The organism is Herbiconiux sp. 320_LB (genome assembly GCF_059691755.1).
This window is the reverse complement of record NZ_JCAWAD010000001.1, coordinates 58,657-81,708: the sequence shown is the minus strand read 5'-3', so window position 1 is coordinate 81,708 and position 23,052 is coordinate 58,657. Positions and strand designations below refer to the sequence as shown.

General features: G+C 71.3%; 24 protein-coding genes and 2 tRNA genes. 5 read left to right on the top strand and 21 right to left on the bottom strand.

What is annotated here, in order from left to right:
* Nucleotides 1-51: 51 nt before the first annotated feature.
* Nucleotides 52-1,290: a beta-ketoacyl-[acyl-carrier-protein] synthase family protein gene (locus tag AC59HU_RS00385; protein ID WP_497221338.1), complete on the top strand. Its 1,239-nt coding sequence runs from the start codon at nucleotides 52-54 to the stop codon at nucleotides 1,288-1,290.
* A 173-nt stretch (nucleotides 1,291-1,463) separates the two neighbouring features.
* On the opposite strand, the gene AC59HU_RS00380 is transcribed toward AC59HU_RS00385, so the two are convergent.
* Entirely contained in the window at nucleotides 1,464-1,970 is a 507-nt protein-coding gene (locus AC59HU_RS00380) for a DUF3145 domain-containing protein (RefSeq protein WP_497221337.1), read from the bottom strand.
* 186 nt (nucleotides 1,971-2,156) lie between these two features.
* Between AC59HU_RS00380 and AC59HU_RS00375 the strand changes: the two genes are divergently transcribed.
* Complete coding sequence (locus AC59HU_RS00375; protein WP_497221336.1) at nucleotides 2,157-2,735, top strand: PadR family transcriptional regulator; 579 nt, start codon at nucleotides 2,157-2,159, stop codon at nucleotides 2,733-2,735.
* Here AC59HU_RS00375 and AC59HU_RS00370 read toward each other — a convergent pair.
* The 8 genes from AC59HU_RS00370 to AC59HU_RS00335 all read right to left on the bottom strand — a co-directional run bounded on the left by AC59HU_RS00370 (nucleotide 2,691) and on the right by AC59HU_RS00335 (nucleotide 11,149).
* A complete protein-coding gene (locus AC59HU_RS00370; RefSeq protein ID WP_497221335.1) occupies nucleotides 2,691-5,051 on the bottom strand; it encodes a transglutaminase TgpA family protein in 2,361 nt (786 codons plus the stop codon). The two genes, AC59HU_RS00375 and AC59HU_RS00370, sit on opposite strands and share 45 nt — an antisense overlap.
* On the bottom strand, nucleotides 5,048-6,343 hold the full coding sequence (locus tag AC59HU_RS00365; protein WP_497221334.1) for a DUF58 domain-containing protein: 1,296 nt from the start codon (nucleotides 6,341-6,343) through the stop codon (nucleotides 5,048-5,050). The genes AC59HU_RS00370 and AC59HU_RS00365 overlap by 4 nt, the downstream gene beginning before the upstream one ends.
* A gap of 58 nt (nucleotides 6,344-6,401) precedes the next feature.
* Nucleotides 6,402-7,451: an AAA family ATPase gene (locus AC59HU_RS00360; RefSeq protein ID WP_497221333.1), complete on the bottom strand. Its 1,050-nt coding sequence runs from the start codon at nucleotides 7,449-7,451 to the stop codon at nucleotides 6,402-6,404.
* Nucleotides 7,448-7,849 (bottom strand): hypothetical protein, encoded by a 402-nt coding sequence (locus AC59HU_RS00355; protein WP_497221332.1) that lies wholly within the window; start codon nucleotides 7,847-7,849, stop codon nucleotides 7,448-7,450. Before AC59HU_RS00355 ends, AC59HU_RS00360 begins: the two co-directional genes overlap by 4 nt.
* A gap of 126 nt (nucleotides 7,850-7,975) precedes the next feature.
* Nucleotides 7,976-8,692 (bottom strand): DUF6199 family natural product biosynthesis protein, encoded by a 717-nt coding sequence (locus AC59HU_RS00350; protein WP_497221331.1) that lies wholly within the window; start codon nucleotides 8,690-8,692, stop codon nucleotides 7,976-7,978.
* A 25-nt stretch (nucleotides 8,693-8,717) separates the two neighbouring features.
* A tRNA-Ile gene (locus tag AC59HU_RS00345) sits at nucleotides 8,718-8,791 on the bottom strand.
* A 111-nt stretch (nucleotides 8,792-8,902) separates the two neighbouring features.
* On the bottom strand, nucleotides 8,903-10,177 hold the full coding sequence (locus AC59HU_RS00340; RefSeq protein ID WP_497221330.1) for a glycosyltransferase: 1,275 nt from the start codon (nucleotides 10,175-10,177) through the stop codon (nucleotides 8,903-8,905).
* Between the two features lie 57 nt (nucleotides 10,178-10,234).
* Complete coding sequence (locus tag AC59HU_RS00335) at nucleotides 10,235-11,149, bottom strand: DMT family transporter (RefSeq protein ID WP_497221329.1); 915 nt, start codon at nucleotides 11,147-11,149, stop codon at nucleotides 10,235-10,237.
* Nucleotides 11,150-11,191: 42 nt separating this feature from the next.
* On the opposite strand from AC59HU_RS00335, the gene def reads away from it, so the two are divergent.
* Nucleotides 11,192-11,758, top strand: coding sequence for a peptide deformylase (gene def / locus AC59HU_RS00330; protein ID WP_497221328.1), 567 nt, complete (start codon nucleotides 11,192-11,194; stop codon nucleotides 11,756-11,758).
* Nucleotides 11,759-11,823: 65 nt separating this feature from the next.
* Here def and AC59HU_RS00325 read toward each other — a convergent pair whose 3' ends face one another.
* Nucleotides 11,824-12,129 (bottom strand): AzlD domain-containing protein, encoded by a 306-nt coding sequence (locus tag AC59HU_RS00325; RefSeq protein ID WP_497221327.1) that lies wholly within the window; start codon nucleotides 12,127-12,129, stop codon nucleotides 11,824-11,826.
* A complete protein-coding gene (locus AC59HU_RS00320; protein WP_497221326.1) occupies nucleotides 12,126-12,842 on the bottom strand; it encodes an AzlC family ABC transporter permease in 717 nt (238 codons plus the stop codon). Before AC59HU_RS00320 ends, AC59HU_RS00325 begins: the two co-directional genes overlap by 4 nt.
* Before the next feature lie 106 nt (nucleotides 12,843-12,948).
* On the opposite strand from AC59HU_RS00320, the gene AC59HU_RS00315 reads away from it, so the two are divergent.
* On the top strand, nucleotides 12,949-13,176 hold the full coding sequence (locus AC59HU_RS00315; protein WP_497221325.1) for a hypothetical protein: 228 nt from the start codon (nucleotides 12,949-12,951) through the stop codon (nucleotides 13,174-13,176).
* A gap of 73 nt (nucleotides 13,177-13,249) precedes the next feature.
* Here the strand turns inward: AC59HU_RS00315 and AC59HU_RS00310 are convergent.
* The 6 genes from AC59HU_RS00310 to dusB all read right to left on the bottom strand — a co-directional run bounded on the left by AC59HU_RS00310 (nucleotide 13,250) and on the right by dusB (nucleotide 19,936).
* A tRNA-Asn gene (locus tag AC59HU_RS00310) sits at nucleotides 13,250-13,322 on the bottom strand.
* 43 nt (nucleotides 13,323-13,365) lie between these two features.
* Nucleotides 13,366-14,355, bottom strand: coding sequence for a D-isomer specific 2-hydroxyacid dehydrogenase family protein (locus tag AC59HU_RS00305; protein WP_497221324.1), 990 nt, complete (start codon nucleotides 14,353-14,355; stop codon nucleotides 13,366-13,368).
* The gene (locus tag AC59HU_RS00300) at nucleotides 14,352-15,314 is read right to left on the bottom strand and encodes an ATP-binding cassette domain-containing protein (RefSeq protein ID WP_497221323.1); all 963 of its coding nucleotides are present in this window, start codon (nucleotides 15,312-15,314) and stop codon (nucleotides 14,352-14,354) included. The genes AC59HU_RS00305 and AC59HU_RS00300 overlap by 4 nt, the downstream gene beginning before the upstream one ends.
* Before the next feature lie 57 nt (nucleotides 15,315-15,371).
* On the bottom strand, nucleotides 15,372-17,432 hold the full coding sequence (gene dnaG, locus AC59HU_RS00295; protein ID WP_497221322.1) for a DNA primase: 2,061 nt from the start codon (nucleotides 17,430-17,432) through the stop codon (nucleotides 15,372-15,374).
* Nucleotides 17,433-17,436: 4 nt separating this feature from the next.
* On the bottom strand, nucleotides 17,437-18,726 hold the full coding sequence (locus AC59HU_RS00290) for a deoxyguanosinetriphosphate triphosphohydrolase (RefSeq protein WP_497222059.1): 1,290 nt from the start codon (nucleotides 18,724-18,726) through the stop codon (nucleotides 17,437-17,439).
* Between the two features lie 16 nt (nucleotides 18,727-18,742).
* On the bottom strand, nucleotides 18,743-19,936 hold the full coding sequence (gene dusB / locus AC59HU_RS00285; RefSeq protein WP_497221321.1) for a tRNA dihydrouridine synthase DusB: 1,194 nt from the start codon (nucleotides 19,934-19,936) through the stop codon (nucleotides 18,743-18,745).
* A 174-nt stretch (nucleotides 19,937-20,110) separates the two neighbouring features.
* Here dusB and AC59HU_RS00280 point away from each other — a divergent pair, with 174 nt between their 5' ends.
* A complete protein-coding gene (locus AC59HU_RS00280) occupies nucleotides 20,111-20,569 on the top strand; it encodes an aminoacyl-tRNA deacylase (protein ID WP_497222058.1) in 459 nt (152 codons plus the stop codon).
* On the opposite strand, the gene AC59HU_RS00275 is transcribed toward AC59HU_RS00280, so the two are convergent.
* Genes AC59HU_RS00275 through recO form a run of 4 tightly spaced genes read right to left on the bottom strand, consistent with a single transcriptional unit; the run spans nucleotide 20,556 to nucleotide 22,959 of the window.
* A complete protein-coding gene (locus AC59HU_RS00275; RefSeq protein WP_497221320.1) occupies nucleotides 20,556-20,720 on the bottom strand; it encodes a hypothetical protein in 165 nt (54 codons plus the stop codon). The two genes, AC59HU_RS00280 and AC59HU_RS00275, sit on opposite strands and share 14 nt — an antisense overlap.
* Nucleotides 20,717-21,388 carry a DsbA family oxidoreductase gene (locus AC59HU_RS00270; protein WP_497221319.1) on the bottom strand — a complete coding sequence of 224 codons (672 nt, stop codon included), beginning with the start codon at nucleotides 21,386-21,388 and terminating at the stop codon, nucleotides 20,717-20,719. Before AC59HU_RS00270 ends, AC59HU_RS00275 begins: the two co-directional genes overlap by 4 nt.
* A 27-nt stretch (nucleotides 21,389-21,415) precedes the next feature.
* Nucleotides 21,416-22,216: an isoprenyl transferase gene (locus AC59HU_RS00265; protein ID WP_497221318.1), complete on the bottom strand. Its 801-nt coding sequence runs from the start codon at nucleotides 22,214-22,216 to the stop codon at nucleotides 21,416-21,418.
* The gene (recO, locus tag AC59HU_RS00260) at nucleotides 22,213-22,959 is read right to left on the bottom strand and encodes a DNA repair protein RecO (RefSeq protein WP_497221317.1); all 747 of its coding nucleotides are present in this window, start codon (nucleotides 22,957-22,959) and stop codon (nucleotides 22,213-22,215) included. The genes AC59HU_RS00265 and recO overlap by 4 nt, the downstream gene beginning before the upstream one ends.
* Nucleotides 22,960-23,052 lie beyond the last annotated feature (93 nt).

Below are 23,052 nucleotides of genomic sequence, written 5' to 3'. Positions count from 1 at the left end.
AATCGCGCCATCCGGGCGCACCTGGACTGACCACCCACAGAAAGTTTCACCATGAGCACGAAGAAGATCGTCGTCACCGGTATCGGTGCCACCACCCCCTTGGGCGGCACCGCCGTCGAGAGCTGGAAGAACCTGCTCGCCGGCGAGTCCGGGGCGACCACGCTCGAGCAGCCGTGGGTCTCCGAGCTGGAGCTCCCGGTGACCTTCGCGGCTCAGGCCCGGGTCGGCGCCGGTGACGTGCTCGAGCGGATTGAGACGAAGCGCCTCGACCCGTCGAGCCAGTTCGCGCTGATCGCCGCGCGCGAGGCGTGGGCGGATGCCGGTTCCCCCGAGGTGGTCCCCGAGCGCTTCGGCGTCGACTGGGCCACCGGCATCGGCGGGGTCTGGACCTTGCTCGACGCCTGGGACACGCTGCGCGAGAAGGGCCCCCGCCGGGTCCTCCCGATGACGGTCCCGATGCTCATGCCGAACGGTCCCGCGGCGGCCATCGAGATGTCGCTCGGCGCCCGCGCCGGCGCCCGCACGGTCGTCTCGGCCTGCGCCTCGAGCACCGAGTCGATCGTCAACGCCTACGACCACCTGCAGGCCGGCTTCGCCGACATCATCATCGCGGGCGGCTCGGAGGCGGCCATCCACCCGCTGCCCATCGCCGCGTTCGCCGCGATGCAGGCGCTGTCCAAGCGCAACGACGACCCGGCCACCGCATCCCGCCCCTACGACCTCACCCGGGACGGCTTCGTGCTCGGCGAGGGCGCCGCGGCGCTCGTGCTCGAGACCGAGGAGCACGCCAAGGCCCGCGGAGCGAAGATCTACGCCGAGGTGCTCGGCGGTGCGGTGACCAGCGACGCGTACCACATCACGGCTCCGGACCCCGAGGGTTCGGCGGCGGCACGCGCGATGATCGGGGCCGTGGCGAACGCCGGGTTCTCGCTCGACGACGTCGCCCACATCAACGCCCACGCCACCTCGACCCCGGTCGGCGACATCGCCGAGTACAAGGCGCTGCTGCACACCTTCGGCGACCGCCTGCACGAAATCCCGGTCTCGGCCACGAAGGCGTCCACCGGTCACCTGCTGGGTGGCGCGGGCGGCATCGAGGCGATCTTCACGGTGATGGCGCTGCACGACCGCGTCGCTCCCCCGACGATCAACCTCTCGGAGCAGGACCCGGACATCCCCCTCGACGTCGTGCGCACCCCGCGCGAGCTGCCGTCGGGCGACCTCCTGGCGATCTCGAACTCCTTCGGCTTCGGCGGCCACAACGCCGTCGTAGCGTTTAAAACGGCTTAGCAGACGCCGAAGAGTCCAGCCCCGAGAACCAAGCAGCGGGCCGTACTCGACGACCCAGGGTGAGCGCGCGGCCGCGTCAGCGACCGCACGCGAACATGTCGCGTCGCGCCGGGCGGGGACCGGCGCGACCGCTCGGACCCGCCACCGCAGGTGACGGGTCCGAGCGCAGCAGGCTAGCCCACCCCTCGGTGGAGGTAGATGACCGGGGACATGTCCGAGGCGTAGCGGAAGGGCTCGAGCTCGTCGTCCCAGGCCTGGCCGAGGGCGAGGCGCAGTTCGCGGTGCAGCTCGAGGGCGTTCGTGCCGGCGGTCTCCATGGCGTTCCGGATGCGGTCCTCCGGGATGACCGTGTTGCCGGCCGAGTCGAGCTGCGCATAGAAGATGCCGAGATCCGGGGTGTGCATCCAGCGACCGCCGTCGTGGTTCTCACTGGCGTCCTCGGTGACCTCGTAGCGCAGGTGCTCCCAGCCGCGGAGAGCGGAGGCGATCGCGGCTCCGGTGCCCGGCGCGCCCTCCCAGAAGAAGTCGGCCCGCTGGGATCCACGCAGCACGGGCTGCTCGATCCAGTCGAAGTTCACTGCACGACCGATAGCGCGACCTGCGGCCCACTCGACGTGGGGGCAGAGCGCGCGGGGCGCGGAGTGGACGTAGACCACCCCGCGTGCAACGGTTGCCGCCATTTTTCTCTCCTATTCGTGAGGTACGTCTTCCCCAACGACCTGTGAACGGGAGTGCAGCCTGGCGGCGTCTGATATGCGGTTGTGATGTCATTATGGCCGAGCGCACGCGCGAATGACAACCGTGTCATCCGTGTTTCGGAGACTCTCAGACCTATACTGAGCGAGTATTTGAGAGGCGGGCTGCGGATGTCGATTCGTGCGGGCATCCTCGCCGTCCTGACCGCATCCGGGGCCTACGGCCTGCAGCTGCACTCCGAGCTCGAGGAGCGCACCGATCGCGTCGGGCGCATCAACGTCGGCCAGATCTACTCGACGCTCGACCGGCTCTGCACCGCCGGGCTCGTCGAGGTCTCCGGCAGCACCGACGACGGGCTCCCGCTCTACGGCCTTTCCCCCGCCGGCCGTGCCGAGGCCGAGGAGTGGCTGGCGACGACGGAGGCCGGATCGCTGACCCCCTGGTCTGACATGACGTTCAAGCTCCTGCTCGCCACCAGTCTCCGCGGTGAAAAGACCGCAGCGCTGGTCGAGCGGTACCGCGAGGCCTGGCGGATCGAGGCCGCCGCGGCCGGCGGGGCGGCGGCCGGCGGGGCCGGTCCCGCAGTGGGCGCGGCCGGTGCGGATGCGGCGACCCGGGCGCGCATCCGGCTCGCCGACGCCGCCCTGGCCTGGCTCGACGATCTCGAGACCCTGCCCGGGGGCCTGGCCGGGCTCGCCCGCCCGCTACGGAACGAGCGTCCCCGCCGAGGCCGGCGTCCGTCGGCGTGACCAGAGCGAGGCCGGCAGCATCCGCGCTGCGAACCGCGTCCGTGACTCCGCCTGGGCGTCGAGCGCCCTGAGCAGCTCGCGCAGATCGGCGGCCACCCGGCTCCGGGTCTCGTCGTCGATACCGAGCTCCGGCGCGTACTGCTCGAACTCGACCTGGCGCCGCAGCCGTTCGAGCGGCTCGGCGGGCAGCACCAGATCGGCGAGCAGACGTCGCTCGACGTCGCCCACGGTCTCGCCGGCCGATCGATGGATGCGATGGTCGTCGAGGGTCGCCTCGAACTCCGACCAGGCGAGGGTGCCCGGGAGCGCATCGGTGGCGATGCGCCGGAACCGCGATCGGCGCAGCCCGGCGCGGACCGCCCACGGCAGCAGCACGATCGCGGCGACCAGGCCGAGGATGAGCGCGAACACGCCCCAGCCGCGCACCTGGGCGAGCACCGCCTCCTGGCCGGTCGCGGCGGCCGGGCCCCCGTCGGTGTCGGCGCGATCCTGGTTGGCGGTGCCGGTCGCGGTGCTCGAGGGCAGCGGCACGCTCGTCGAACCGGCGGCCCCGGCCTGGGCGTAGTCCGGAAGACTGTAGTCAGGCGGGGTGATGTCGAGGCCGGGGGTGGGCTCGAACGGCAGCCAGCCGATGCCGTCGAAGTACAGCTCGGGCCAGGCGTGCAGCTGATCGGTGTAGACCTCGTAGACCGGCAGACCGTCGGCCGTGCTGTCGGGGGCCTGGCCGGGCGCGTAGCCCACGGCGATGCGCGAGGGGATGCCGAGCGTGCGGGCCATCACCGCCATCGAGGCCGCGAAGTGCACGCAGTAGCCCTCCTTGGCCTGGAGGAACGCCGCGATCATCTGGGCGTTGTCGCCGTCGTAGCCGCCGGAGTCGGGCGCGGAGAGCGAGTAGCGGAACTGCGGCGACCGGAAGTACTCCTGCAGCGCCACGGCCTGGTCGTAGTTCGTCGTCGCGCCCTTGGTCACCTCCGCGGCGGTCTGGGCGATCACGGGCGGGAGGTCGACGGGCACCTGGAGGAAGTCGCGGACCGAATCCGGAACCGTGCCCCCGGCGGCCGCCAGCTGCTCGGCGGTCGGGCTGACGGCCAGGCTCGTCACCCGGTAGTTGAGGCCCCGCGTGTCGCCCTGGAGGTCGGTCATCGTGAAGGTGGAGGGCGTGAGCAGCCAATTGCCGCTCAGCTCGTCGACCTGGCGGGCCGGGTAGGGCATCGGCAGCCAGTCGCTCCGGAGGCCCGCGATCGAGATGCTGGTGGTCGAATCCGTGGTCGGCACGTCGGCGGCCAGGCCCGGGGGCGTCCCGAAGTCCTGCCCCTCGTACCCGACGCCGTCGTACGAGCTCTCGGGCTCCCAGGTGCCGGTGGTGAAGTCGCCGAGGGTGACCATCTTCAGGTAGAGGCCGTCCGGCGCATCCGTCGAATAGGTCAGGGAGAGCACCGCGTCGCTGCGCCGGAGGTCGCGGCCGAGCTGGATCGTGGGGTCGACACCGGTGGCGTAGACCGAGGGGAAGCGGTTGGCCGAGGGGTCGTCGGCGAGCGACTTCGCGGTCAGGCCCGGAGTCACCAGCGGCAGCACCACCATCGCTGTGACGGCTGCTGCCCCGAGGGCGATCGCGAGGCCGGGGTTGCGGCCGGTGCCCCGGGAGACCGGCGAGACGACCGGCAGTGCCGGCGAGCGGGGCCGGCGCGGGGCGCCGTCGGCCGCGCCGGAGCGACCACCGATCCGCGAGCTGAACCAGATGACGCCGAGGAAGGCGATCGCGACCAGCACGTAGACCGGCACGTCCGGATCGGTGCGCCGCACCAGGGGTGCGATCGACAGCACCGCGAGCGGCCCGACCCCTGCGAGCACCGGGGTGCGGAGGCCGCTGGCGAGCTCGTCGGTGATGATCGCGATCAGGCCGACCGCCATCACGATCAGCTGCGTGATCGGGCCGTCGGCGATCGCGGGGATCTCCTGCACCGCGATCGACTCGCGCGCGGCGGCGAGGTCACCGGAGATGTCGCCGATGGTCGCGAGGGTCGGCAGCCCGAACCAGAGCGAGTCGCCGGCGTAGAGCAGCACGACGAGCGCGCCCCAGATGACCGCCGAGACCGCGACGACCGTGACCTCGGCGACCCCGCGGGCCCGGAGCACCGCCATCGACGCCAGCAGCACCGTCACCATCGTCATGGTCTGGAACCACCAGCCGGCACCCTGCAGCATCGGAGCGAGCCCGAGCAGGGCCGCGCCGAGGCACACCGCCACGGCGAGCGTGCTCTTCCAGGCTCCGGCCTTGACGGCGCGACGGGCGCTGACGCGAGAAGACGGACTCATGCGATCCCCCGTGCCTCGCCGATGGCCTTCCAGAGCGAGGGGAGGTGATCGGTCCAGGCGCACTCGACCGTCGTCCACCCGGCCTGACGCAGCTCGGCCGCGGTGCCCGACGGCACCCCGGCCGTGGCCGACGGCACAGAGGTTCTGGCCGACGGCTCGCCGACCACGAAGGCGATCGGATGCGACGACATGCCCGCGAGCGGACGGATGCGGTCACCGCCTCCCGCACCCGCCGAGACCACCGCGAACACGGGCGGCGCATCCGGTGAGGTCAGGGCGGCCTCGTCGACGGCGAGGCGGAAGTCGGCGGCGTCGTGCACCCCGGCCGTCGTGGCCAGCGCCAGGTCGCGCACGATCCGCGCCGCGCCGAACGGCGCCGTGAAGACCTCGTCGCCGGGCAGGCCGGACCCCGGTCGCGCGTGCCCGACCAGGCGCACGCCGAAGCCCTCGTTCATCAGGTGCAGGGCGGCGGATGCGATGGCGCTGACGGCCCACTCGAACGCGGGGCCCTCGTGGAACGACGCCGCATCCAGGAGCAGCACCGCATCCTGGTCGTTGCGCTGGTCGTCCTGCCGCACCATCAACTCGCCGTGCTTCGCCGTCGCCGGCCAGTGCACGCGGCGCATCGAGTCGCCCGGAAGGTACTTGCGGGCGATCACGTCCTGCTCCCCCGCGCCGACGAGCCGCCGGGAGACCTGCTCGGCGCCGTCGCCGGTGGAGAGCCGGAGGTCGATCCGCGCGAGCTCGAAGACCGTGGGGGTGACGAGCAGGGTGTCCGTGCCGCCGAAACGACGCTTCCGGGTGGCGCAGCCGAAGGGGTCGGTGACGGTCAGTTCGAACGGTCCGATCTCGTGCGCGCCCCGGAGCCCCGTGTCGACCCGGTACCCGATCCGCTCCACGGGCGCGTCGTCGACCGATCCGGCGCCGGTGCCCGGCAGCGGTGCGAGGGTGGCCGGTTCGCTCGAGTCAAGCGGCGCAGAGGCGCGATCGACCCACACGGCGGACGGGGTGCGGAACGACCCCTGGTTCTGCACGAAGAGGGTGGCTTGGACCGCCTCGCCGACCGTGCCCGACTCGGGGGTGAACCGGCGCCGCACCGTGAGCGCGAACGGCCGGAAGGCCACCCAGCAGAGCGAGAACACCGGCACGGCGAGCAGGAAGCAGGCGAGGTACGCGACCTCCTGCCGCCGGAGCACCGGGACGAGCGCGAAGGCGACGACGGCGGCCACCAGCAGCCCCCAGCCCCGCACCGTGGGGCGCGGCAGGCTGCCACGGACGCGGGGCGCCGTCATGGCCGGACGGATCGGTGATCGAGCCCGGGTGCGGACGAGGGGGAACCGGCGGGACGGGTCACGACTGCCTGGTCCTGCTGAGCGGAACCGGGGTCGCCGCGACGATCGCGCGCAGTGCCGTGGCGATCGCCTCCGACCCGCCGCCCCGGGCATCGCTCGCGGCGCGGCGGGTGGCGACGATCCGGTGGGCCAGGATCGGCACGACGAGCTGGTTCACGTCGTCGGGCACCACGAACTCGCGCCCGTTCAGCGCCGCCAGCACCTTGGCGGCCCGCACCAGGTGCAGGGTGCCGCGCGGGCTCGCGCCCAGGCGGAACTCGGGGTGACCGCGGGTGGCCTGCACGAGCGAGACGACGTACGACTCGACCGCGCGGCTGACGTAGATCGACCGGGCCGTCGCGATCAGTTCGGCGAGCTGCCGCTTGTCGACGACGGCACGCAGCGCATCCAGCGGGCTGCCGTTCTCCCGGTGGTGCAGCATCTGCAGCTCGGCCGATGCATCCGGGTACCCCATCGAGATGCGGGCCATGAAGCGGTCGCGCTGGGCCTCGGGGAGGGCGTAGGTGCCCTCCATCTCGATCGGGTTCTGGGTGGCGACGACGATGAAGGGCGCGTCGAGCGGATGCGTGGTGCCGTCGACCGAGACCTGACCCTCCTCCATGCACTCCAGCAGGGCCGACTGGGTCTTCGGCGAGGCCCGGTTGATCTCGTCGGCGATGACGATGTTCGCGAAGACCGCGCCGCGCTTGAACTCGAAGGCGTGGTCGACCTGGTTGTAGATCGACACGCCCGTCACGTCCGACGGCAGGAGGTCGGGGGTGAACTGGATGCGCGCGACCGAGCACCCGACGCTCGTCGCCAGCGCCTTCGCGAGCGTCGTCTTGCCGACGCCCGGCACGTCTTCGACCAGCAGGTGTCCCTCGGCGATCAGCACGATCAGCGCCAGCGTCGCCGCCTCGGTCTTGCCGTCGATCACGGATTCGAGGTTGCCGAGGATCGCGCCGGTCAGCTCGCCGAACTCGGCGAGGGTGAGCGGGGCCTCCGCGACCGTCGCCGAGGCGGCGGGATCGGAGCCTTGAGGGGCTGTGCTCAGGGGTGGTGTGCTCATCGGCGTCGCTCCCATCGACCGGCCAGGAGGAACAGCGTGCCGACCAGCGTGACCAGCCCGACCGGCAGGAGCCACTGCGACAGTTGCGAGAGGGCGATCAGCACGCCGCTCGGCGCCGACGAGAAGCCCGTGGCGAAGATCGAGTTGCCGGAGAGCACGATGGCGAAGCCCAGGGCCATCATGCCGGCCCCCACGATCCACAGCGCGACGATGAAGCGGTCGATCAGCGGCCGGGGCCGGGAGGGCGCGGTCGCTGCCCGCACATCCGCATCCGGATCGGTGGAACCGAGCTGGGCGAAGGCGTCGTAGAGCGCCGTGTCGCTCGGACCGTGCTCGAAGCCGGGCTGGAAGGCCGCATCGAACCGGGAGTCGAACTGGGAATCGTTGTTGCCGGGCACTCTGCTCCTCGGGTCGCGCCGTTGACGTCTCCCCACGATAAACGCCGCGCCCGACATCCGCGACCCGTCGCCCCGACTCCCAGCTTCTGCACGCGATCCGCGGCAGCGTCCGGCGCGCTCCCGCACCTAGCCGGCCGTGGTTGGGAGACCCGGGACCGGGCCCGGGTCGCGCTCCCGGACCGGCGGATCCGGGAGCGACAGTTCCCGGTCGCCGAGGGGGCTGGCGAGCGGGACGCGCACGATGAGGAGGTCCTCGGCCTCCGGCTCGGGATGACGCCGGGCGGCACTCCCGCAGACCACCGGGGAGCCCGCGACCTCGAGGCCGACGCCGGTCACCGACACGGTGACGGCCGAATCCGTCTCCTCGACCAGCACCGGGCCGGGACGGCAACCGCCGGCCCACACCGCCAGCACGAGGTCGCCGTCGGCCACCTCGCCACCGAGGTCGCCGACCGGGTCGGTGCCGACGACGGCGGACCGCCAGACCGTGAGGCCCTGCTCGATGCCCGAGTACCCGGCGAGGGTCGACTCGACGTCGGAGACCGACTGCACCTCGGGGTCGAGGTCGATGGTCAGCTCGTCGCCCGGCAGGTAGCGCCCGATTCCCCAGGCCTCCTCGAGCGACTGGCGCGTGTCGCCCTGACCCTGGGTCACGAAGTGGACGATGACCAGCACCGCGGCGATCACGAGCCAGACCACGCCCGAGCCGCGGTTGACGAGCACCCAGAGCCGGCTCGGCTCCGCGTCCTGCCCGCCCTGCAGCTGCCAACGCGACCCGAAGAGCATGGCCCGGGGCGGCGCGACGAGACACCACACGCCCGCGAGCCCAGCCAGAACAGCCAATATCAGAAGCATCGTTCCCCCCAGGTAGGGCGGACGGGACTTGAACCCGTGACCGACGGATTATGAGTCCGCTGCTCTAACCAGCTGAGCTACCGCCCCGAAACGGCCGCCCCGGAGGACGACCGAGTCACCACGATACCGCCTCGGCGCGGGACGACCGGCGTTCGCCGCTCAGCGCGTCCGCTCAGTGGGTCCGGCCAGCGCGTCCGCTCAGTGCTTGTCGTCGGCAGCGCGGGTCTTGGCGTGCGGCACGACCAACGGATCGGTCACCGGCTCGCCGCGGTAGAGGTGCTCGAAGGTCGTCAGGGTGCGGTCGATGTCGTGCGCTGCGACGATGGCGAGGGACTCGTTTTTGAGGCGGGCCAGCTCGTCCTGGGGCATCCGGAGCACCTTCTCGAGCTTGTCGGCGAGATCGCGCTCCTCGCCCGGCCGGAACAGGTACCCGTTCTCGCCGTCGTGCACCAGGTGCGGCAGCGCCATCGCGTCGGCCGCGACGACCGGCAGACCGCTCGCCATCGCCTCCATGGTCGCGATCGACTGCAGCTCGGCGATCGAGGGCATCGCGAAGACCGTGGAGCGCGTGTAGGCCCGACGGAGCTCCTCCTCGGTCACGTAGCCGGTGAAGGTGGCACGGTCGCCGAGCCCCAGCTGCTGGGCCATGGCCTGCAGGTTCTTCAGCTGGTCGCCACCGCCGACGATCTCGACCTTCGTGTCGAGGTCGGCGGGAAGCAGCGCGATCGCCCGGAGCAGCACGTCGATGTGCTTCTCGCCGGCGACACGGCCGACGAAGAGCACGCGGTTCTCGGTGCGCGGCGCGAAGTCCGGGGTGTAGCTGGAGGCGTTGATGCCGCAGGAGATGGCGTAGACGTCGTCGATGCCGGTCGCCTGCTCGAAGAAGTCGGCGGCGCGCCGGGTCGGCGCGGTGACCGCATCCGCCCGGATGAAGGAACGACGGGCGGCCGCCCAGGCCAGCCCGATCGCCCAGTTCTGCAGGAACTTCGGGATGCCGGTGAAGGCGAGCATGTTCTCGGGCATGACGTGGTTGGTGCCCACGATGCGGATGCCGCGCTTCTGCGCCTCGGTCGAGACACCGCGGCCGACGATGATGTGCGACTGGAAGTGCACCACGTCGGGCTTCACCTCGTCGATGATGCGGGCGCTGTTCTGCTTGATGCGCCAGGGCAGCGCGAAGGTGAGCCAGTCGTGCGGGTACCAGCGCCAGCTGTAGAGCCGGTGCACCGTGACCTCCTGGCCGTCGAAGACCTCTTTGCGGGTGCCGACCGGCAGGCCGGACGAGGGGACGACCATGTGCACGTCGTGGCCGCGGCCCGCGAGGCCCGAGGCGAGGTGCTCGGCGAACCGTGCCGAGCCGTTGACGTCGGGGGTGAAGGTGTCGGCTCCGATCAGGATGCGCAGCGGCCGGGTCGCCCCGTCGCCTGCGGTCGCGTCGGCTTCGCCGGGATGCGGATCGTGCGAGTTGCTCAAACCGTCGTCTTTCTGTGGTCGTCGAGAGCGGTGTTGCTCGATTACGAAGAAACTACCTTAGCGCTGGGCCTGAGGGTGGTAACGCGCCAGCCCGAACACTCCCAGGATGGCGACGATGCCGAACGCGAGGAACGCGAACAGCGCCCACAGCGGCGCCTGCGAAGCCTCACCGAGCACGAGGATGCCGATGCCGACCGCGACGAGCGGGTCGATCACCGTGAGACCGGCGATCACGAGGTCGGGCGGACCGGAGGCGTAGGCGTTCTGCACGAAGTAGCCGCCGAGGGCAGCGGCCGCCAGCAGGCCGACGAGGGCCAGCACGGTCAGCCAGTCGAACTGCGACTGGAACACCCGGCTGATCACGACCTTGGCCAGGGTGGCGACGAAGCCGTACAGCACGCCGGTGCCGACGATGTAGGCGATCGCCTTGAAGGTGCGGCCGAAGAACGCGAAGGTCAGCCCGAACAGCACCAGCACCACCGCGAGGATGATCAGGATGATCACGAGGTCGTTGGCGGTCACCGGCTTGTCGACCGCGGTGAAGGCGGCGACCAGCACGAAGGCAGCGACGCCGCCGACGCAGAGGGTGATCGAGATGACCGAGCTGCGGTTCAGCGAGGTCTTGCTGACTCGGGAGTTGAGGATCGCCGTGATCACCAGCGCGACGGCGCCGAGCGGCTGCACCACGATGATCGGCGAGAAGCCGAGGCTGGTCAGCTGGAACACGATCGCGAGCCCGAGCATGAGGGTGCCGATCACCCACGACGGGCGACTGAGCAGCGCGAGCAGCTGGCGGACGTTCAGCCCCTTCTGGGCCGCGTGCGTGTTCGCCTCGACCTTGGCGACGCCGCGGTGCTGGAACTGGGCGCCGAAGCTCAGGAAGACGGCGCCGACGAGCGCGATCGGGATGCCGATGAACTGCTTGGGATCCAGGGCGACCGCGTCGCCGAGCTGCAGGAGTTCAGGTGGCACCCGTCGACACTACCCCGCGGCCCCCGCCGTTAGGCTTAGCGAATGGCCGTTCTCCCGATTCGGATCTCCGGGGATCCGGTGCTCCACTCCCCCGCCGCCCCTGTCGAGACGATCGACGACGAGCTCCGCTCCCTCGTCGCCGACATGTTCGAGACGATGGATGCCGCGCCCGGCGTCGGTCTCGCCGGCCCCCAGGTCGGCGTCCCGCTCCGACTGTTCGTCTACGGCTACATCGACGACGACGACGTCGAGCACCGCGGGGTCGCGATCAACCCGGAGCTCTACATCACGCCGACCTCGGTCGAGCCCGCCGACCCCGACACAGAGTCCGAGGGCTGCCTGTCGTTCCCGGGCGAGCGCTTTCCGCTGGTGCGCGGCGAGTCCGCCATCCTGCGCGCGACCGATCTCGACGGCGAGCCGTTCGAGATCCGGACGAGCGGCTGGCTGGCGAGGATCTTCCAGCACGAGTTCGACCACCTGGACGGCCTGCTCTACGTCGACCGGATCGACCGGGTCTACGGCAAGGTCGCGGCGAAGATCGAGCGCAAGAAGGGCTGGGGCGTGCCCGGGCTCGCCTGGCTGCCCGGGCAGGACGACGTCGAGCCCTGAGCGACCGCTCGGACCGGCGCGCGACCCTCAGCTCAGAACGCGGATGACGACCCGGTGCCCGCCCGTCAGGTCAGCGCGCGGATGAGCGCCGCGACCCCCGCGGCCGCGATCACGACGACCACGAACGGCACTCGCAGCGCGTACAGGCCCGCGGCCACGACCAGCGCCGGGAGCCGGGCGTCGACCTGGATGCCCTGACCGGCCCCGAGCGTCTGCACGGCGATCAGCGCGGCGAGCAGGGCGACCGTCAGGAGGTTCGCCGTGCGCGCCACGGTCGGATGCTCGAAGGCGCGTGCCGGGATGAGGTAGCCGGAGAGCTTGAGCGCCAGGCAGATCACCGACGCGGTGATGATCACGGTCCACGCGTTCATCCGGCCCCTCCCGCCTCGCGGGTGCGGCCCGTGCCGAACAGGTCCAGCCCGCCGACGACGATCGCGACCGCGCCCGCCACGAGCACCGGCAGCCCCGGCACCAGCACGGGCGTCAGCAGCGTCGCCACCACGGCGGCGGCCACCGCGACCGCCTGGGTCTGCCGTGCCTTCAGCCGCGGCCACAGCAGCCCCAGGAAGGCGGCAGCGGCCGCCGCGTCCAGCCCGTAGGCGCTGACGTCGCCGATGAGATCGCCGATCAGCGCCCCGAGCAGCGTGGTGAGGTTCCAGCCCAGATAGATCAGGATGCCGGTCGCCCAGAAACCCAGGCGCGCCGCGGCCGGCGTCGGTTGCGCGGCCGACACCGCGACCGACTCGTCGATCGTCAGGTGTGCGGCCGCGGCGCGGCGGAAGAAGCCCGGGCCGACGACCGGCGACATCCGGATCGCATAGAACACGTTGCGGGTGCCGAGGAGGGCGGCGCTGGTGATGGCGGCCCCGCCGGCGGCGAGCCCGCCCGAGGCGAGCACGCCGATCAGGGCGAACTGCGAGCCGCCGGTGAACATCACCAGGCTGAGGAACATCGTCTGCCAGATGTCGAGCCCCGAGAGCACCGCGAGGGCCCCGAACGAGACCCCGTAGACGGCGGTCGCGAGCCCGACGGCCCAGGCCGCCCGGAGGGCTGCGGACTCCTCGGGAGTGCGGGACCGGGCCATCCCTCGATCATGGCAGACGAGTGGGAAATGCTCGTTCCGCAAGCCCTGTGAGAGCGAATCGGGCGGGCGTACGGTGCGATCACGGAAACGATGGAGTTGACGATCGATGGCGATTGACTACGAGTACAGCCGGCTGGTGCATCATGGCGGCCGCACCTTCCGCGCGACCACGACCATGGCGGAGATCTTCGCGGCCCACGCGAACGACATCCTCGCTCGCGGCGACACCGAGCTCGTCCCGCTGCTGCACAGCACCGGAGTGGACCTGCTGCTGATCTCGCCCGCGAACGGGTTCTCGATCACGGTGGTGCAGACGACGTCGGCTCGGCCCTGACGAGGCTCCGCGCCGCCGGACGGGGATGCCCGGAACGAAGAAAGGCCCCGCGGGTGGAGCCGCGAGGCCTTCGCTCCCCGACTTGGACTCGAACCAAGAACCTGCCGGTTAACAGCCGGCTGCTCTGCCAATTGAGCTATCGAGGATTACTGCGGGAACGACATTACCATCGTTTTCGGCGCGCGATGATCAGTAGCCGGCCGTGGGGTCGACGACGCCGGAGAAATCACCGGTTTCCCGGAATCCACGGACGTTGCCCCGGATGCGCTCCGCCAGCAGCGGCGCGGTCATCTCGGGCGTGTCGGCGGTGTGCGGGGTGATGATCGTGTTCGGTGCCGTCCAGAGCGGATGCCCGTCCGGCAACGGCTCCGGATCGGTCACGTCCAGACCTGCCCCGGCCAGGGTGCCCGCCCTCAGGGCCCGGTCGAGCGCGTCGGTGTCGACGAGACCGCCGCGGGCGATGTTGACGAGGTGGGCCGTCTCCGGCAGGAGGGCGAGCTCGGCCTCCCCGATCAGCCCGGAGGTGCCGTCGGTCAGGGCCGCGGCGACAACCACCACGTCCGCGTCCGGCAGGACGTCCGCGAGCTGGTCGACGGCGACGGTGCGCGTGGCAGTGGCGACCGGCTCGGCCGTCCGGCGCACCACCGTGGTCCGCACCCCGAAGGGCTCGAGCAGCCGCAGCAGCTCGAGCGCGATCCCGCCCGCACCGATGATCACGACGTGCAGTCCGTAGAGCGAGGTCCCGGACTTCTCACCCCAGCTGCGGGCGACGATCCGGGTGGGCAGCACTCGGAGGAGCGCCAGGACCAGGGTCAGTGCGTGTTCGGCGACCGGTTGGGCGTACGCGCCCTTGGCGCTGGTCCAGATCCGCCCAGGGCGCGCCTGACGCCGGAGGACCTCCCGAAAGGCGTCGACCCCGGCGAACGGCAGCTGGATCCAGCCGATGGCCGGATGCTCCTCGAGGATGCGCTCGAACTCCTCGGCCCGGCCGCTGCTCAGCCAGATCAGTCCGCGCGTCTGGTCGGAGAGCGGCGCGACCGTGCCACCGGCGCTCTCGACGGCGTCGACGAAGACCGCCTTCTCGCGCGGGAGCACCGCGATCGGGCCCGGCTCGGGTCGGTCGGCCATGGGGACGGAGGTGACGGGCGTGGCGAGGACCTCGCGGTGACGGGAGGTCATCGGGGGCCGTCCTCATCGCGGTCCGCGCTCTCGAGTTCGTCGTCGCCGTCGAGTTCGCCGTCAAGCTCGACGCCGTCCTCCAGTTCGTCGTCGAGCTCGTCCTCGTCCACCAGCTCGTCCTCCTCGTCCAGCTCGTCCTCCTCCACGAGCTCGTCGCCGAGCACCTCGCGGGCCAGGCTCCTGACGTAGGGATGCCGGGGGTCGCCGAGCACCTCGTCGATGGTCCCGAGGCCCACGACCACGCCCTCGTGGATCACGGCGATCCGGTCGACCGTCCGGCGCAGCGCGTCGAGGTCGTGACTGACGATCAGGGCCCCCGCGCCCCGGGCGCGCTGCATCCCCGCGATCACGTCGACGACCGCGCCGCGCACCGAGACGTCCACGCCGGCGGTCGGCTCGTCGGCGATCAGCAGAACCGGGTCGAGGATGAGGCCGCGCGCGATCGCCACCCGCTGACGCTGGCCGCTCGAGAGCTCGTGCGGCTGTTTCAGCATCGTGCCGACCGGCAGCAGCAGGGCGTCGACCAGCGTCGCCGCCTTCAACCCCGCCTCCCGGCGGTCGTAGCGCTTGTCGCGGAGGAAGAGCGGTTCGGCGACCAGCTCGGCCACCGTCATGTTCGAGGTGAGGTTCGACCCCGCATCCTGGGCCACGTAGCCGACGCCGAGGGTGAAGGAGTTGAGCTTGGAGCGACGGATGCCCCGCATCTCGTACCCGAGCACCTCCAGGCTGCCGCCGATGATGCGCGGCGAACCGTCTTTCGAGGCCCGGATCGCGGCCTGGCCGGAAGCGACCTGGGCGATCGTGGACTTGCCGGATCCGCTCGAGCCCACCAGCCCGACGATCTCACCGGGCTCGATGGTGAGGGTGAACCCCTTCACCGCCGTGTGCGCGGGGCTCACGCTGTGGGAGGGGTATTCGATCGTCACGTCGGACGCGGTCAGCACGTTTCGGGTAGCCATCGCTGCGAGCCTAAACCGGAGTCCTGCATCCGGCTGTGAGCAGGCCGCGTGTGGCGGTTACTCCTGGAGCAGGGCGCGCCGGTCGGCCTCGACCTGCACCAGCTGACGCTGCACCTCGCGGTAGGCCTCGGGGTCGGCGACCGCGTCGGTGCGCTGAAGCCGCCCGAGCAGCTCCTCCTTGCGACGCGAGAGATGCCGCTGGATCAGCGAGCTCGTGATGCGCTTGAGGTAGAGCTCGGGCTGCCGCTCTGGCCGCTCCGGCAGCGGGGCGACCGCGAGCTGCTCGACCAGCGAGCGGTACTCCTCGGGCACGTCGGCCTGCACGACCATCACCCAGTCCTGGCGCTCGAAGGCGTCGATGTTGCGGCCGATCGAGTCGCGGATGGCGGCGAGGGCCGGGTGGCTGAAACCGCAGCCGCTGGCCTGCACCAGCAGGTCGCGGCCGATCACCGTGGGCGCCTGCAGCTGCGCCATCAGGGCGTCGCGCTCGGTGCGCACGGCGGTGGTCGACGGCAGCTGGGTGATCGAGACGCTCGGACGGACGACCTCCGCGGACTCCCCCGGAGCGCCGCCGACCGGAGGCGCCACGTCGGTGATCGAGGTCACCTGACCGCGGCCGGCGACCACGGTCGACTGGCCCGAACCCTGTCCGGATCCGTGACCCCAGCCCTGGCCGGCGCCCGCCGCCGAGCCGCCCTGCGACCCGCGGTGACCCGACGAGTCCGAGCCCGTGCCCGTGCCCGAGCCACCGCGTGATCCGCCCTGGCCGCGCGCGTCGCCCGAGCCGGCGGAACCGCCCGACCCGCCGCGCGCCGCGACCGCGCGCTGCACCTCGCCGAGCTCGAGGCCGAGCATCCGCGCCAGCTGGCGGGTGTACCCCGGCCGGATGGCGGGGTCGCGGATGTCGGCGACGATCGGCGCCGCTTCACGGAGGGCCGCCGCGCGCCCCTCGACGGTCTCGAGGTCGTAGTTCGAGAGCTTCTGCTTGATCACGAACTCGAACATCGGCTTCTTGCCCTTGACCAGCCGGCGCACCGCGTCGTCGCCCTTGGCCAGGCGCAGGTCGCACGGGTCGAGGCCGTCCGGCGCCACGGCGACGTAGGTCTGGGCCGCGAAGCGCTGCTCCTCGCTGAAGGCACGGAGGGCGGCCTTCTGGCCGGCCGCATCCGGGTCGAAGGTGAAGATGACCTCGCCGAGCCCGGCCGAGTCGTCCGAGAGCACGCGGCGCATGATCTTGATGTGGTCGACGCCGAACGAGGTGCCGCAGGTGGCGACCGCCGTGGTGACGCCCGCGAGGTGGCAGGCCATGACGTCGGTGTACCCCTCGACCACGACCACCTGACGGCTCCGCGCGATGTCGCGCTTGGCGAGGTCGAGCCCGTAGAGCACCTGGGCCTTGTGGTACACCGTGGTCTCGGGGGTGTTGAGGTACTTAGGGCCCTTGTCGTCGTCGAACAACCGCCGCGCGCCGAAGCCGACCGTCAGCCCGGTCTGGTCCCGGATCGGCCAGATCAGGCGACCCCGGAAGCGGTCGTAGGTGCCCCGGTCGCCGGCGCTGAGGAGGCCGGCGGCCGTGAGCTCCTGCTCGGTGAAGCCGCGGCCCTTGAGGTGCTTGCCCAGGTTGTCCCACCCCTGCGGGGCGTACCCGACGCCGAAGTGCGCGGCGACCGAGGCGTCGAAGCCCCGCTCGCCGAGGAAGGCGCGCCCCGCGTCGGCCCCGGGAGCGGTCAGCTGCTCGGCGAAGTACTCCCTCGCGGCCTCGTTCGCGGCGAGGAGACGGGCCCGGTTGCCCTGGTCGGCGGCCGCGCCCCCGTCTTCGTAGTGCAGCTGGTAGCCGATCTTCGCGGCGAGGCGCTCGACCGCCTCGGAGAAGGTCACATGATCCATCTTCTGCAGGAAGGTGAAGACGTCGCCGCCCTCGCCGCAGCCGAAGCAGTGGTAGTAGCCGACCTGGGGGCGCACGTGGAAGCTCGGCGACCGCTCGTCGTGGAAGGGGCACAGGCCCTTCATCGAGCCGACTCCGGCGCTCTTCAGCGTGACGAAGTCGCCGACCACGTCGGCGATGTTGATGCGGGAGCGGACTTCGTCGATGTCGCTCCGACGGATCAGCCCTGCCATGGACTCAGGATACGTTCCGCGCGGGCGCCTCGGCACGCGCATCGGAGCACAGGCGGGCGTGCCAGGCGAGGGCGGTCTGATCGGTGAGGCTGGCGACCTGGTCGACGACGATCCGCTTGCGGGTCGTGTCGTCACCGGCGTCGCGCCAGTCGGCGGCGAAAGCCGTGTCCAGCGCCTGCCCGTCGGACTCCCAGAGGGTGTCGGCGAGCTCGAGCAGCAGGCTGCGCTGGCGCTGGTAGATCGGCTTCCGTGCGTCGTTGGACATCACGAAGACCGACACGATGCCCTTGAGGGTCGCGATCTCGGCCTGCACCTCGCGCGGCACGACGACGTCGGCGCCGTAGCGGGTGATGCTCGGCGCCGGGAAGGCCGCGCGGGTGGCGCGGGTGGCCGCACCGGCGAACCGCCCGATCAGCTGGCTGGTCAGGTTCTTCAGCCGCGCGTGATCGGCCCTCGAGTCCTCCCACTCCGAGAGCCAGACCTGCAGCGAGTCGAGGCGATCGAAGGCCTCGGTCAGCTCGTCGAGGTCGAAGCCTCCGCCCGCGCGGGCGTGGATGCTGCGCACCAGCGCCGCGTGGTCGACGCGGGCGCCCAGCACCTCGACGTCGATGTAGCCGTTCAGCACCGCATCCTCGAAGTCGTGCACCGAGTAGGCGATGTCGTCCGACAGATCCATCACCTGGGCCTCGACGCAGAGCGTGCGCTCGGGGGCCCCGCGGCGCAGCCACTCGAACACCGGGACGTCGTCGGCGTAGACCCCGTACTTGAGGCGCCCCGAGGGGTCGGCGACCGGGGCATCCACCGTCCACGGGTACTTGCAACTGGCATCCAGGCTCGCCCGGGTGAGGTTGAGGCCGTAGCTGCGGCCGTCGGCCGCGATCACCTTCGGCTCGAGTCGGCTGAGGATGCGCAGGCTCTGCGCGTTGCCCTCGAAGCCGCCGATGTCGGCGGCCCAGTCGTTCAGGGCGCGCTCGCCGTTGTGCCCGAACGGCGGATGCCCGAGGTCGTGCGCGAGACAGGCCGAGTCGACGACGTCGGGGTCGAGATCGAGGCTGGTCGCGAGTTCGCGGCCGACCTGGGCCACCTCGAGAGAGTGGGTGAGCCGGTTGCGCGCGAAGTCGGCGACGACCGTGGGGCTCAGCACCTGGGTCTTCGCCGCCAGACGGCGAAGCGACGAGGAGTGCAGGATGCGGGCGCGGTCGCGCGCGAAGTCGCTGCGCCGGGTGTAGTGCTCCTCCGGCAGGAGGCGCTCCGCGTCGGAGTCGGTGTACCCCTTCGTCGGCGCGAAGGTCATCAAGTTCTCGAACGCCTCAGCCACCGCTGTGGCTCAGTTCTGCATCCGCCAGATCGGCGCGGCCGGCGCCGGCGAGCGTGCGGGATTCGAGCCAGTGCTCGGGCAGCGACGGGTTCTTCGGGCTGCCCGCCCGCCCGCGCGGCCCCTCGGCGTCGGCGCCCGGGTAGGGCAGCGACCAGTCGAGGGTGGCGAGGATCTCGTCCATCGCCGCCAGGCTGGTCACCGTGCTGAGCGCTGCCCGCACCTCGTGCCCGGCCGGGTAGCCCTTGAGGTACCAGGCGACGTGCTTGCGGATGTCGCGGCACGCGCGATCCTCGTCGCCGAAGAACTCGGCCAGCAGCTCGGTGTGGCGCCGCAGGGTCTTCGCCACGTCGCCGAGCGAGGGAGCGGCCCGGAGCGCCTCGGCCTCCGCCGCGGAGAGCTCGCCCGAGCGCACCCGGAAGGCCGCGGCCAGGTCGCCGAACAGCCAGGGCCGGCCCAGGCAGCCGCGGCCGACGACCACGCCGTCGCAGCCCGTCTCGTCCATCATCCGCACCCCGTCCTCGCCCGACCAGATGTCGCCGTTGCCGAGCACGGGGATGCTCGTGATGGTCTCTTTCAGCCGAGTGATCGCCGACCAGTCGGCCTGACCGCTGTAGAAGTCGGCGGCCGTGCGGGCATGCAGCGCGATGGCGGCGGCGCCCGCCCCCTCGGCCGCCTTCGCGGCCTCGAGGTAGGTGAGGTGGTCGGTGTCGATGCCCTTGCGCATCTTGACCGTGACCGGGATGTCACCGGCGGCGTCGACCACCGACTCCACGATCTCGCGGAACAGGTCGAGCTTCCAGGGCAGTGCCGCCCCGCCGCCCTTGCGGGTGACCTTGGGCACCGGGCAGCCGAAGTTCATGTCGATGTGGTCGGTGCGATCCTCCTCGACGAGGATGCGGGCGGCGGCCGCCATGGTCGCCGGGTCGACCCCGTAGAGCTGGATCGAGCGCGGGGTCTCGGAGGGGTGGTGCTGGATGAGCCGCATGGTCTCGGGCGTGCGCTCGACCAGGGCGCGGCTCGTGATCATCTCGCTCACGTAGAGACCGGCGCCGAACTCGCGGCAGAGCCGGCGGAACGCGGTGTTCGTGATGCCGGCCATCGGCGCGAGCACGACGGGCACGTCGAGCGCAATGGGGCCGATCGCGAGTGCCGGCGGGGCCTGGACGACAGGGGTTGTAGTGGACATCGAGGTCAATTCTCCCAGACGGATGGGGCGGTTCGGTCAGGCGGGGGAATCCTGTGGACGGAGATCGGGTTCAATGGACCTGTGAGTGACGAGACGAACCCCCAGACCGAGGCAACCGGCACCGACGCAACCGGCACCGACGCATCCGGCACCGAGGCATCCGGCACCGACCGAGTGCTCCGCGATGCGGCCGAGCGCGGCATCCCGGTGGAGATCGTGGAGCGACCGGCGGCCGGGTCGCTCGAGGAGGCGGCGCGGCTGCTCGACCTCGAGCCCGGCGACGTGATGAAGAGCCTCGTGGTCAAGCGCCACGACGGAGGCTTCCTGTTCGCCCTGATCCCGGGGGACCGTCAGATCAGCTGGCCGAAGCTGCGGGCCCTGGTCGGTGTGAACAAGCTCTCGATGCCGCACCAGGACGTCGCGAAGGAGGCGACCGGCTACGAGCGCGGCACGATCACCCCGCTCGGCAGCACGACCGCGTGGCCGGTCTACCAGGACTCGGCGTTCTCGGGTCGCCGCGTCGCGATGGGCGCCGGGGCGCACGGCCACAGCGCCTACGTCGACGCCGACCTGCTCGCCGAGAAGCTCGGCGCGGTCGTCGCCGACATCTCGGAGCCGATCACTCCGCGCTGACCCCGCCCTCGCCCGGCAGCGCGCAGGAGTCGCCCTCGCAGACGACTCCCGGCCCGCCGAGCAGCGTGAGCCCGCCGGCGAACGGCGCCCGGGTCTCTGTTCCGGCATCCGGCGCGACCTCGGTCACGACCGACCCCGGTTCCGCGCTCACGAGCCGACCTCGACGCGCTCGGAGCCGACCTGCTCCAGCACCTGCACGAAGGCCGCGGCCTCCTGCGCGCCCGAGACGCCGTACCGGCCGTCGATGACGAAGAACGGCACGCCCTGGATGCCGTAGGCGATCGCCTGCTGCTGGTCGGCGTGCACGGCGGGAAGGTACTCGTCGGCTTCGAGCGAGCGCAGCACGTCGTCGCGGTCGAGCCCCATCTCCACGGCCAGGTCGGCGAGATCCTCGACCCGCCCGACGTGCCGGCCCTCGACGAAGTAGGCCTTGAGCAGCCGCTCCTTCGCCTCGAGCTGCACCCCGTGCGCCTTGGCGTAGTGGATCAGCTGGTGCGCCTTCACCGTGTTGGTGTGCTTGACGCTGTCGAAGTGGTAGTCGAGGCCGACCTCGGCCGCGATGCCGGTGACCCGCTCGAGCATCTGCTCGACCTGGGCGACCGGCATTCCTTTTCGATCGGCCAGGTAGGAGGTGGTGGTGCCGTCGAAGTCGACCGGGGTGTCGGGCGAGAGCTCGAAGGAGTGGTACTCGACCTCGACCTCCAGCGCGCCTTCCCCGGTGGCGTACTCCGCCAGGCCGTTCTCGAGTTTGCGCTTGCCGATGTAGCACCACGGGCAGGCGACGTCGGACCACACGTCGATCTTGATTGCTTCGCTCACCTCAAGGTCAACGCGCGGCCGACGCGGTTATTCCGGCTCGGCCGTCGCGGTCGGGGTGTCGACCGCGCCACCGAAACGGCGGTTGCGCCCGGCGTAGTGCTCGATCGCCTGCCAGAGATCGACCCGCGTGAAGTCGGGCCAGAGCCGGTCGAGGAAGACCATCTCGGCATAGACCGACTGCCAGGGCAGGAAGTTGCTCGTGCGCTGCTCCCCCGAGCTGCGCACGAAGAGGTCGACGTCGGGCAGGTCGGGAACGTAGAGGTGGCGCTGGATCAGCTTCTCCGAGACGGCCGACGGGCGCAGCCGCCCGGCCGCCACCTCGTCGGCGATCGCGCGCACCGCATCCGTGATCTCGTTGCGGCCGCCGTAGTTGACGCACATCGTGAGGGTCAGGGTGGAGTTGTGCGCCGTCATCCGCTCGGCGAACTGCAGCTCCTTGATCACCGAGGCCCAGAGGCGGGGCTTGCGGCCGGCCCAGCGGATGCGCACACCCCACTCGTTCAGCTGGTCGCGTCGGCGGTGCAGCACCTCCCGGTTGAATCCCATCAGGAACCGCACCTCGTCGGGCGACCGCTTCCAGTTCTCGGTCGAGAAGGCGTAGACCGAGATGTGCTTGACCCCGATCTGGATGGCGCCGGCGACCACGTCCAGCAGCGCCGCCTCGCCCGCCCGGTGACCCTCCACGCGGGTGAGGCCGCGCTGGTTCGCCCATCGTCCGTTGCCGTCCATCACGATGGCGACGTGCTGCGGCACCGCGGCGAGCGGGACGGGAGGGGGCTGGAGCCCGGTCCAGTCGAGGGGACGGAACGGTTCTGCGGGAGTTCTCACGTCTGCGCTTTCGTCTTCTGCGACCGTTCGACGTGCTCCAGGGAGCGGAGCCCGCGTTCGAGGTGCCATTGCGTGTACGCCGCCACGATACCGCTGGCCCGCGACCGGATCGCCGAGTCGCTCGCGTCGGCGACCGCCCAGTCGCCGGTCAGCAGGGCCGAGAGCAGTTCGAGCGTGCTGAGATCCAGCCGCGGGGTGCCGGGCGGCGCGACCTCGTCGCTGACCACCCCGCCCAGCTGCACGACGAACGCCGAGTGCGGGCCGGCCTCGCCGGTGACCGCGCAGTCGTGGAAGCTCGGCGCCCACCCGGCCATCGACAGGGCGCGGAGCAGGTAGGAGTCGAGGGTCAGCGTCGACCCGTGCTCCCCGCGAGCGAGCGAACGGAGGGCGCCGACCAGCAGCAGGTACTGCTGCAGCGACGGCTCCTCCTCGGTGAGCTTGTCGGCGGTCTCGACCATCGCGGTCGCGGCCGTGTAGCTGGCGTAGTCGCTCGAGATCTCGGCGCCGTACGATCCGATCGTCACCGCCTGGGTGATGGTGTCGAGCGAGCGCCCCTCGTAGAACTGCACGTCGGCCACCATGAACGGCTCGAGCCGGGCGCCGAACTTCGAGCCCGTGCGCCTGACCCCCCGGGCGACCGCGCGCACCTTGCCGTGCTGGCGCGTGAGCATCGTCACGATCCGGTCGGCCTCACCCAGCTTGTGGGTGCGCAGCACCACGGCTTCGTCTCGGTAGGTGGGCACCTCTCAAGTATCACTCGGCCGAGCACCACGACGGCTGAACGCCGCGGGTCGTCCCTGCTCGGCTCAGAACGCGCCGGCTCAGAACGCGCCGGC

Excerpts from the sequence above, each read along its gene's own strand:
- AC59HU_RS00370 (WP_497221335.1), bottom strand. The coding sequence starts at position 5,051 with ATGAGTCCGTCTTCTCGCGTCAGCGCCCGTCGCGCCGTCAAGGCCGGA.
- AC59HU_RS00300 (WP_497221323.1), bottom strand. The coding sequence starts at position 15,314 with ATGGCTACCCGAAACGTGCTGACCGCGTCCGACGTGACGATCGAATAC.
- AC59HU_RS00290 (WP_497222059.1), bottom strand. The coding sequence starts at position 18,726 with ATGACCTTCGCGCCGACGAAGGGGTACACCGACTCCGACGCGGAGCGC.
- AC59HU_RS00305 (WP_497221324.1), bottom strand. The coding sequence starts at position 14,355 with ATGACCTCCCGTCACCGCGAGGTCCTCGCCACGCCCGTCACCTCCGTC.
- AC59HU_RS00365 (WP_497221334.1), bottom strand. The coding sequence starts at position 6,343 with ATGACGGCGCCCCGCGTCCGTGGCAGCCTGCCGCGCCCCACGGTGCGG.
- AC59HU_RS00320 (WP_497221326.1), bottom strand. The coding sequence starts at position 12,842 with ATGGCCCGGTCCCGCACTCCCGAGGAGTCCGCAGCCCTCCGGGCGGCC.
- AC59HU_RS00380 (WP_497221337.1), bottom strand. The coding sequence starts at position 1,970 with ATGGCGGCAACCGTTGCACGCGGGGTGGTCTACGTCCACTCCGCGCCC.
- AC59HU_RS00315 (WP_497221325.1), top strand. The coding sequence starts at position 12,949 with ATGGCGATTGACTACGAGTACAGCCGGCTGGTGCATCATGGCGGCCGC.
- AC59HU_RS00360 (WP_497221333.1), bottom strand. The coding sequence starts at position 7,451 with ATGAGCACACCACCCCTGAGCACAGCCCCTCAAGGCTCCGATCCCGCC.
- AC59HU_RS00375 (WP_497221336.1), top strand. The coding sequence starts at position 2,157 with ATGTCGATTCGTGCGGGCATCCTCGCCGTCCTGACCGCATCCGGGGCC.
- def (WP_497221328.1), top strand. The coding sequence starts at position 11,192 with ATGGCCGTTCTCCCGATTCGGATCTCCGGGGATCCGGTGCTCCACTCC.
- AC59HU_RS00385 (WP_497221338.1), top strand. The coding sequence starts at position 52 with ATGAGCACGAAGAAGATCGTCGTCACCGGTATCGGTGCCACCACCCCC.
- dnaG (WP_497221322.1), bottom strand. The coding sequence starts at position 17,432 with ATGGCAGGGCTGATCCGTCGGAGCGACATCGACGAAGTCCGCTCCCGC.
- dusB (WP_497221321.1), bottom strand. The coding sequence starts at position 19,936 with ATGTCCACTACAACCCCTGTCGTCCAGGCCCCGCCGGCACTCGCGATC.
- AC59HU_RS00325 (WP_497221327.1), bottom strand. The coding sequence starts at position 12,129 with ATGAACGCGTGGACCGTGATCATCACCGCGTCGGTGATCTGCCTGGCG.